Raw genomic sequence first — 9,119 nt, 5'->3', positions numbered from 1 at the left:
TACATTTCTATAATCATGATAGATATCAAAAACGACTAAACGGCCTCAGCCCTATGGAATATAGAGCTAAAGCCGTTTAAGCACCTTTTTATTATTTCCACTGTCTACTTGACAGGGGGCACTTCAATTTTAGTGGGTGTTTTTTGTTTGGTTAGAAGCCCCCAAAACAATTCTTTTCTCCCCAACCTTTTTGTTTTTTATCATAAATAAAAAACTTACTTCATAGAGTGTAAGTGACATAGTGATTTTGCGTAAAGGATACGAAAGGAGGAGTCGCTTTGTCCCAGGAGAATCAATCGTGCCTGCGATTTTCCTTGGAGGAGTCGCTGTGGTTTAGAAAAGGACAGGAAGTCGAAGAGCTTATTTCGATTTCCCTAGACCCCGACATCACCATCCAGGAAAACGATCAGTACGTAACCATACGAGGTTCGCTGGAACTCACCGGCGAATATAAAAGTTACGAAGCTAGCGATGTAAGCGAAGATGAAGGATTTACCTCACAGAAATTTGTCGAGAGGGTAGCAGAACGCGAAGAAGAGGGAAGCTGTGAATTTTCCCATCGATTCCCTGTCGATATCACGATTCCGAATAATCGGATTCAAAGCATTTATGATATCGACGTCCTTGTAGAATCATTTGATTATTCCTTACCTGAACGAAGTTGCTTGAAGTTGTCAGCTGAACTGACCATCAGTGGTCTGTACGGACAAGAACAACAACAGCAACAGGAAGAAGAACCGGAATATGAAGTGCTTCACCGCTCCAATACTGAACACGAAGAGGAAGTAGAAGTGGAACAGCCAGTTGTTCAAAGCACTTTCCAAGAAAACTTTTTATTTGAAGCGGAAGCAAGAAAACAGCAGGAAGAAGAAGAACCTGTTGAAGTGTTGCCGAAATTCCCGACTTTCAACTACCAGCCCCAGGTAGAATTTGATGAAGAAGAGGAAGAAGAAGTTTATGAGCCTGTCTGGAACCTCCAAGAAGCGAGGAGTGAGGGCAGGAAAGAACCTGAACTGGAAATAGTTGAGGAAGAAGTTGTGGTGGAAGTTGAGCCGGAGGAACATCATCATTATGGAAAAAAACATAAGGTTGAAGAAGAAAGTTCTTCCTCGTCCTCTTCGGAAGATATGATCAAAAAGGTAAAGAAAAAGCTTTCCGGTAAAAAGAAGAAGATGACACTAACAGAGTTTTTTGCAAGGAAGGACGAAAATACAGGCCAAACAAAATTAAAGGTATGTATCGTGCAAAAGGGGGACACGGTCGATACTCTGGCCGACCGCTATGATGTTACGGTTCAGAACCTCCTTCGCATCAACAATCTGGAACTGAATCAAGACGTCTACGAAGGTCAAGTATTATATATCCCCGGGGCCCTTGCGAAAAAGTAATCGAATGACGATAAGGTGAGCAGGTGATTTTGAACCTGCTCTTCTTTTAAAAGAATCCCTTTCTGCTAAGAAAAGAGTTGAAATCACATGAGTGACTCGAACCGGTTAGAATCTGTTTCACCCATATTAAAAAATTACCTTGTCGAGCCTTATTTTGTTGAGGATTACGGCATTGTCCAAAAGATTTACTCGAACAAAGGAACCTTTGCATTAAAAAAAATCTCCCCCAATACCGGGACGGATTTTATCCGTCATGTTCACCTTCTATACCAAAAGGGGTTTAACAGGATTGTCCCGATTTACCCGACGATGGATGGTAGGTATGCGGTTTTACATGAAAACAATCTTTATTATCTTATGCCGTGGATGCCGAACGATCAGAAGGAAGATCGAGAACACAAAAGCCAGCAGCTTTTTCGAGAATTAGCAAGGCTTCATACCTTGTCGGCTAAAGAAATCACGGTCGGCCAAGAAGAACGAACAGAGCATTATGAAAAAACGATTCAACAGCTAGAAAAACATCAAGAATTTCTTGACGGCTTCATGGATGAATGTGAGAAAAGAACATATATGTCACCGTTTGAATTGCTATACTGCTTATATTACAACGAAATAAGCCAGGCATTGCGTTTTTCAAAAACAAAATTTGAAGAATGGTATGAGACCACAAAAGAAAATGACAAGGCTCGGATGGTGATTACGCACGGAAAATTGTCATCGGAGCATTTTCTCTATGATGATCGGGGGTATGGCTTTTTCATTAATTTTGAAAATGCCCGGTACGGCTCACCGATTCATGATCTCCTTCCCTTTTTATCACGGGCCCTAAATACCAGTCCAAAACGGAATGATACCGCCCTTGATTGGGTATACCATTATTTTAAATACTTTCCTTATAAAGAGGATGAGAAATTATTATTTAACAGCTATTTAGCACTGCCTATTCCCATCATGCAAGTGGCTGAAAGCTATTATCGCAAACCGCGACCAAAGAATGAAATGAAATTTGTACGCCAGCTGCAGCACCGTTATTGGCATTTGAAAAATTCTGAGTATATCGTGATGAGGATGACGGAAATCGAAAACCAGCAGAAGCAGGCAAAAGAAGGAGCCCAGCCGCAGTAGTCACCTGCTTTAAGGGCTCCTTACATAATATCAAAATAGATTGAAATCGCAATAACAATAAAAAACGATAACAATAATACATCAAAGACGGTCGGTAGAAAAATCGTTCGAATGAATTGAAAAATCACAAACGGTACTATTAATTGTCCGCAGAACCTCCGAAAGGTTCTGAACCAGGGACGGTGTTTGTAGTTGTTAAAATTTCTCTTCACTGTGACCTCCCCTAAAAATATGACATTACTTAAGTATATTCAAATCACCCAGTTTGTTCCCTGTAAATATGCATATAGTATAAATTATAAAAAATTTGGCGATCATGATTGACGTGAATCCCCTTTTTTGGGTAGTATAACAATATAATTTAAAAACAAAAGCAAAGACAGGGAAGAGTACGATACCATCCTGCTTCAAGAGAGGGAAATCAGTTGCTGAGAGATTTCTTAAGAGGAAAGTCGGAATGTCGCCCATGAGCTTCTTCTGCGAACAGGCCAAAATTTGCCCCAGTAGTTGAGGACGGATGAAATCCGTTATCTGATTTAAGAGCCAATCATGTTTTTTGATTGGAAAAAAGGTGGTACCGCGAAGCAAACTCCATTCGTCCTTTTATGACGAATGGGGTTTTTATGTTTGAAGGAGGAATTTTAAATGGAAACAAAAGAATTAACCATGCCGACCAAATACGATCCGCAATCGATTGAAAAGGGTCGTTATGACTGGTGGTTACAAGGTAAGTTTTTCGAAGCAAAAGATGATGAAGGCAAAGAGCCATATACAATTGTAATCCCACCGCCAAATGTTACCGGTAAACTGCATCTTGGCCATGCATGGGATACAACACTTCAAGATATCCTAACGCGCATGAAACGGATGCAAGGCTATGATGTACTATGGCTTCCAGGAATGGATCACGCCGGAATTGCTACACAAGCAAAGGTTGAAGAAAAGCTTCGCAGCGAAGGCAAAAGTCGTTACGATTTAGGTCGTGAAAAATTCGTTGAGGAAACATGGAAGTGGAAGGAAGAATATGCATCCCACATCCGTCAGCAATGGTCAAAGCTAGGTCTCGGTCTTGATTACAGCCGCGAGCGTTTTACCCTTGACGAAGGCTTATCAGACGCTGTTAAGGAAGTATTCGTCACCCTTTATAAAAAAGGCCTTATCTACCGCGGGGAGTATATTATTAACTGGGATCCGTCGACAAAAACAGCTATATCTGATATTGAAGTCATTTACAAGGATGTTCAAGGTGCCTTTTATCACCTAAGATACCCATTGGCAGATGGCACCGGCCACATTGAAATTGCAACCACTCGTCCGGAAACAATGCTTGGTGATACGGCTGTTGCGGTACATCCGGAAGATGACCGTTACAAGCACCTCATCGGAAAAACAGTCATTCTGCCAATCGTTGGCCGCGAAATCCCAATCGTGGGCGACGATTATGTGGATATGGATTTTGGCTCAGGTGCCGTAAAAATTACGCCTGCACACGACCCGAATGACTTTGAAGTCGGTAACCGCCATAATCTTGAGCGTGTACTTGTCATGAACGAGGACGGCTCGATGAATGCTAAGGCAGGTAAATATCAAGGGCTAGACCGTTTTGCATGTCGTAAGCAAATCGTTAAAGACCTTCAAGAACTAGGTGTTCTTTTCAAAATAGAAGATCATTTGCATTCTGTTGGCCACTCTGAACGCAGTGGTGCGGTTGTTGAGCCATACCTTTCAACACAATGGTTTGTAAAAATGCAGCCACTTGCAGATGAAGCGATTGCCTTGCAAGACAAAGAAAATAAAGTAAACTTTGTTCCGGACCGTTTTGAAAAAACGTATTTACGGTGGATGGAAAATATCCGTGACTGGTGTATTTCTAGACAGCTTTGGTGGGGTCACCGGATTCCTGCTTGGTACCACAAGGAAACGGGAGAAGTTTATGTTGGCCTTGAAGCACCAGCCGATGAAGAAAATTGGAACCAGGACAATGATGTTTTAGATACATGGTTCAGCTCAGCGTTATGGCCTTTTTCAACAATGGGTTGGCCAAATCAAGAAGCGGCTGATTACAAACGTTATTTTCCTACAGACGCATTGGTAACAGGTTACGATATCATCTTTTTCTGGGTATCACGAATGATTTTCCAAAGTATTGAATTTACTGGCGACCGTCCATTCAAAGATGTTCTGATTCACGGTCTCGTTCGTGATGAACAAGGACGTAAGATGAGTAAATCACTTGGAAATGGTGTTGACCCAATGGATGTCATCGAAAAATATGGTGCCGATGCCCTAAGATACTTCCTATCAACCGGAAGCTCACCAGGCCAGGATTTACGCTTTAGTTTTGAAAAAGTAGAATCAACTTGGAACTTCGCTAATAAGATTTGGAATGCTTCCCGTTTCGCGTTAATGAATATGGATGGCATGACATATGATGAAATTGATTTTAGCGGTGAAAAGTCTGTTGCGGATAAGTGGATTTTAACTCGCTTAAACGAAACGATTGAGCACGTGACAAAACTTTCAGAGCGTTATGAATTTGGTGAAGTGGGTCGTGCCTTATATAACTTTATCTGGGATGACTTCTGTGATTGGTATATCGAAATGGCGAAGCTTCCGCTGTACGGTGAAGATGAAGCAGCGAAGAAAACAACCCGTTCTATTCTAGCCCATGTTTTAGATAACACCATGCGCTTGCTGCATCCGTTCATGCCATTCATTACCGAGGAAATTTGGCAGAATCTTCCTCACAAGGGTGAGTCGATTACAACTGCTGCATGGCCGGTAGTAAATCCAGAACTATCCAATGACCAGGCAGCCGGGGAAATGAAGCTTCTCATGGAAATGATTCGCGCTGTACGCAATATCCGTGCAGAGGTAAATACGCCAATGAGCAAGAAAATCAAAATGTTAGTTAAGGCGAAGGATGAAGCCGTTCTAAAAGCTATTGAAAACAATCGCAGCTATATTGAACGCTTCTGTAATCCGGAGGAATTGCAAATGGGTGTAGATATTGAGGCACCTGAAAAAGCAATGACCGCTGTAGTGACAGGCTTAGAAATCATCTTGCCGCTTGAAGGATTAATTAATATCGATGAAGAAATTGCCCGTCTTGAAAAAGAATATGATAAATTAAATAAAGAGGTAGACAGAGTTCAAAAGAAATTAAGCAATGAAGGCTTCATGAAAAAAGCACCTGACAGTGTGGTTGCCGAAGAACGTGCCAAAGAGCAGGATTATCTCGAAAAGAGAAGCATTGTCGAGGCTCGAATTAAAGAATTAAGAGGATAATAAGCAGTAAGAGGCGAATTCAGCAATGGATTCGTCTTACTTATATTAAAAAGGGGTGTTACAAAAATGTTTACTACATATCAAGAAGCCCTAGACTGGATCCATGCAAGGCTACGATTAGGCATTAAACCTGGTTTAAAACGAATGGAGCGGATGATGGAGCGGCTAGACAATCCTGAAAATAAAATCAAAGCGGTCCATATTGGCGGAACAAATGGCAAAGGCTCAACTGTCACCTTTTTACGGTCCATCCTCCAAGCAGGGGGATATACAGTCGGTACATTTACTTCACCATATATAGAACAGTTTAATGAGCGGATTAGTGTCAACGGGAATCCGATTAGTGATGAGGAATTATTGCAGCTAGCAAATGTCATTCGTCCGTTGGCGGATGAATTAGAGGAAACCGAATTGGGGGGCCCAACCGAGTTCGAAGTCATTACCGCCATGGCATTCTATTTTTTTGCGATGATAAAAAAGGTGGATATTGTCATTTTTGAAGTAGGTCTTGGCGGACGATTTGATTCGACAAATATTATTCAGCCACTCGTCTCTATCATTACAAATATTGGACTCGACCATACCAACATTCTAGGAAACACCTATGAGAAAATTGCCTTTGAAAAAGCTGGAATTATTAAAGAGAAAACCCCCATTTATACAGCGGTCAAACACTTGGAAGCTCTAAAGGTAATTGAGGAGCAAGCCGATAAAAAGTCAGCACCAATTACTAGATTAAATCATGAATTTACATTAAGTGGACATGAATCGCTTGCTAGAGGTGAGCAGTTCACCCTAGAAACACAGCCGCAACCCCTAAAACAACTTGAGATCAGTATGATTGGTCAGCATCAAACCGAAAATGCAGCTCTGGCCGTTTTATCTGCTCAGTATTTGAATGAGAAGGGCTATTTCGCGGTCACGGAGCAATCCATTCGAGCAGGATTAAAACAAGCCTATTGGCCTGGAAGATTTGAAGTTCTATCAGAAAATCCGCTCGTCATTATTGATGGTGCCCATAATGACGAAGGAATAACGGCATTAACCAAGGAACTATCATCACGCTACAGTGATCGGTTTATCAAAATTGTATTTGCTGCTCTAAAGGATAAAAAACTAGATGAAATGATTAGCAAGCTTGATCAAATTGCGAACCAGATTACTTTTGTCAGCTTTGAATTTTCGCGTGCGGCTAGTGCAGAGGAGTTGCTTAAGCTTAGCGGTTCCGAAAACAAACTAGCAGTGGATAACTGGCAATCCTTTCTTCTTGAAGAAATTCAGGATCTAGAAGCTTCCGATATCCTTGTCATCACAGGTTCTCTTTATTTTATTTCTGAAGCAAAACCATATTTAAGCAAATATTTGAAAAATAATGCAATTTCATTGTGACAAGCGTACTATTATTTGATAAACTTACTTTGAATTAAAAATAATGGGGAAGGAGGATTATGATGAAGGTAAACCCTACGGTGAAAAAAATTGCTTTTCTAATTTGGTTTTTAATGGTTCCAGCAGGATTGTGGTTTACCTATAAAACATACCCTCCTCATCTATCTGATAATTGGGTCGACTTGTTGGCATTTCTACTGCTCACAACTGTCGTCGCGGTTATGCCAATTGTTATCAATGATGTGTTTATATTTGTAATCCAATGGGTGGCCCTTGCAACATTTTTACGATTTGGGTTATTTGTTGAAATTCTTTATGCCCAGTTTGCAGTCATTGCCTTACTACTTAAGTTAAAGGTTCTTCAAAAAGGGCAGCTATTCCGTTTGCCGCTTAATCTGATTATGTTCTTTCTCGTTTCTTTTTTTAGCGGGTTAATCTATTATTTACTCGGCGGTCAGGTCCGCCCTAATCTATCTGGAGTTCCCCATTCACTTTGGCTTGCAGTCATATACATTGTATTATATTATTCCTTAAATCAAATCATCATATCCTTTAACCTTTATGTTATTTATAAGAGTAAAGAGCCGTATTTTGGGAAGGACTTTTTTGTCGAAACTATTACTACGTTAATTACTTTTCCAATTGGTTTTGTATTATATATTCTTTATAACCAAGTGGGATTATTGGCCATTATATTTGTCGGTGTTCCATTTGTAAGCCTGTCGATCATTTTTAACCTCTATTATTCGAGTGAAAAAATAAATGAATATTTACAAAAGGCAGCTGAAATTGGTCATCAGATGGCCGAACGTTTGCAGGTTGATGATGTCGTTAACCTCTTTATCCAAAAACTTTGTGAAATGCTCCCGGTTGATTATGCCTATATACTAGAAGTGAGTGATAATGAGCTGAAATTAATCCGTCATATAGAAGCCGGTGAGGTTAGCATAAATGAACTGCCAGCATTTAAAAAAGACGATGGCATAGTTGGTACAACCTGGTCTAAACAAAAAGCAGTATTTTATACTGCAAGAATGCAATGGCGTGGGATCCCGATGAATTACATCCCTGGCGACGTAGAAAGTATTTTATGTGTTCCAATCGTAAAAAGTAAGAACGTTATTGGGGTGCTGTTACTCGCTTCGAAACGAAAACGAGCATATGAGAAATATCAACTCATGATTGTTGATATTTTATGTTCATACTTTGCGGTGGCCATGGAAAATGCCAAGCATTATGAACGAACGAAAATGCAAAGTGAGCGCTGTGCTTTAACAAAACTTTATAACTATCGATATTTTGAAAAGGTGTTAAACGAGGAATTTGAAAGACTGACTACTTTCGAGCGGAACATGTTGTCCTTGATTATTCTTGATATTGATCACTTTAAACAAATTAATGATACGTATGGTCATCAAAGCGGAAATGAAATTCTTTGTGAACTTGCAAACAGGCTCGATAAGTTAATAGCCAATCGCGGCACAGTTGCCCGATATGGCGGTGAAGAATTCGTTGTTCTCCTGCCTGACGTAACAAAAGAGGATGCCCTCCAAATGGCTGAACTGATCAGACAGTCGATTGCCAACTGGCCATTCACCCTGCAACAATCCATGGATCAGAAACAGCAGCAGGTGAAGATAACCGTTTCTATTGGTGTTGCAACAGCACCAGAAAATGCCGAGGACGCCCTTGCCTTGATTCGACATGCCGACAGGGCCCTTTATGTCGGGGCAAAGCGAGCAGGAAGGAATCGGGTGGCGGAGTATTCATCTTGTTAACAGGGTGATGATGAAATGGATAAAGATTTTTACATTTAAATACCCTGAAATAGAAAAGAAGGCCGATTCTCACGAATTGGCCGTTTTTTTGTAATAGTAAGTTTATTTTTCGACGTATTAATAAAAATAAATCCAAATTGCTACAAAAAAA

The 9,119-nt window shown here is 40.5% G+C and carries 7 protein-coding genes and 1 other annotated feature; of the genes, 6 read left to right on the top strand and 1 reads right to left on the bottom strand.

Going from position 1 to position 9,119, the window contains the following annotated elements; genetic code table 11:
- From G6554_RS26300 to ysxE, 3 genes are all read left to right on the top strand, one after another.
- Window positions 1-80: IS3 family transposase (locus tag G6554_RS26300; RefSeq protein ID WP_166238905.1), on the top strand; the 80-nt coding region annotated here is incomplete at its 5' end.
- Between the two features lie 198 nt (window positions 81-278).
- Complete coding sequence (gene spoVID / locus G6554_RS03650) at window positions 279-1,388, top strand: stage VI sporulation protein D (RefSeq protein ID WP_166238846.1); 1,110 nt, start codon at window positions 279-281, stop codon at window positions 1,386-1,388.
- Window positions 1,389-1,475: 87 nt separating this feature from the next.
- Complete coding sequence (ysxE, locus tag G6554_RS03645) at window positions 1,476-2,513, top strand: spore coat protein YsxE (RefSeq protein ID WP_166238844.1); 1,038 nt, start codon at window positions 1,476-1,478, stop codon at window positions 2,511-2,513.
- Between the two features lie 20 nt (window positions 2,514-2,533).
- On the opposite strand, the gene G6554_RS03640 is transcribed toward ysxE, so the two are convergent.
- Window positions 2,534-2,725 carry a hypothetical protein gene (locus tag G6554_RS03640; protein WP_166238842.1) on the bottom strand — a complete coding sequence of 64 codons (192 nt, stop codon included), beginning with the start codon at window positions 2,723-2,725 and terminating at the stop codon, window positions 2,534-2,536.
- A gap of 155 nt (window positions 2,726-2,880) precedes the next feature.
- Window positions 2,881-3,119, top strand: a binding site (T-box leader).
- 39 nt (window positions 3,120-3,158) lie between these two features.
- Here G6554_RS03640 and G6554_RS03635 point away from each other — a divergent pair.
- The 3 genes from G6554_RS03635 to G6554_RS03625 all read left to right on the top strand — a co-directional run bounded on the left by G6554_RS03635 (window position 3,159) and on the right by G6554_RS03625 (window position 8,968).
- Window positions 3,159-5,801 (top strand): valine--tRNA ligase, encoded by a 2,643-nt coding sequence (locus G6554_RS03635; protein ID WP_166238840.1) that lies wholly within the window; start codon window positions 3,159-3,161, stop codon window positions 5,799-5,801.
- Window positions 5,802-5,867: 66 nt separating this feature from the next.
- Complete coding sequence (locus G6554_RS03630; RefSeq protein WP_166238838.1) at window positions 5,868-7,190, top strand: bifunctional folylpolyglutamate synthase/dihydrofolate synthase; 1,323 nt, start codon at window positions 5,868-5,870, stop codon at window positions 7,188-7,190.
- 62 nt (window positions 7,191-7,252) lie between these two features.
- A complete protein-coding gene (locus G6554_RS03625; protein WP_166238903.1) occupies window positions 7,253-8,968 on the top strand; it encodes a sensor domain-containing diguanylate cyclase in 1,716 nt (571 codons plus the stop codon).
- Window positions 8,969-9,119: the final 151 nt, after the last annotated feature.

It is taken from the genome of Bacillus sp. MM2020_4 (genome assembly GCF_011250555.1).
Lineage (GTDB): Bacteria > Bacillota > Bacilli > Bacillales > Cytobacillaceae > Neobacillus.
This window is presented reverse-complemented; position numbering and strand designations above follow the sequence as displayed.

Bases quoted from the DNA above. Each gene is read 5' to 3' on its own strand.
- ysxE (WP_166238844.1), top strand. From the start codon at position 1,476: ATGAGTGACTCGAACCGGTTAGAATCTGTTTCACCCATATTAAAAAAT.
- G6554_RS03635 (WP_166238840.1), top strand. From the start codon at position 3,159: ATGGAAACAAAAGAATTAACCATGCCGACCAAATACGATCCGCAATCG.
- G6554_RS03630 (WP_166238838.1), top strand. From the start codon at position 5,868: ATGTTTACTACATATCAAGAAGCCCTAGACTGGATCCATGCAAGGCTA.
- G6554_RS03625 (WP_166238903.1), top strand. From the start codon at position 7,253: ATGAAGGTAAACCCTACGGTGAAAAAAATTGCTTTTCTAATTTGGTTT.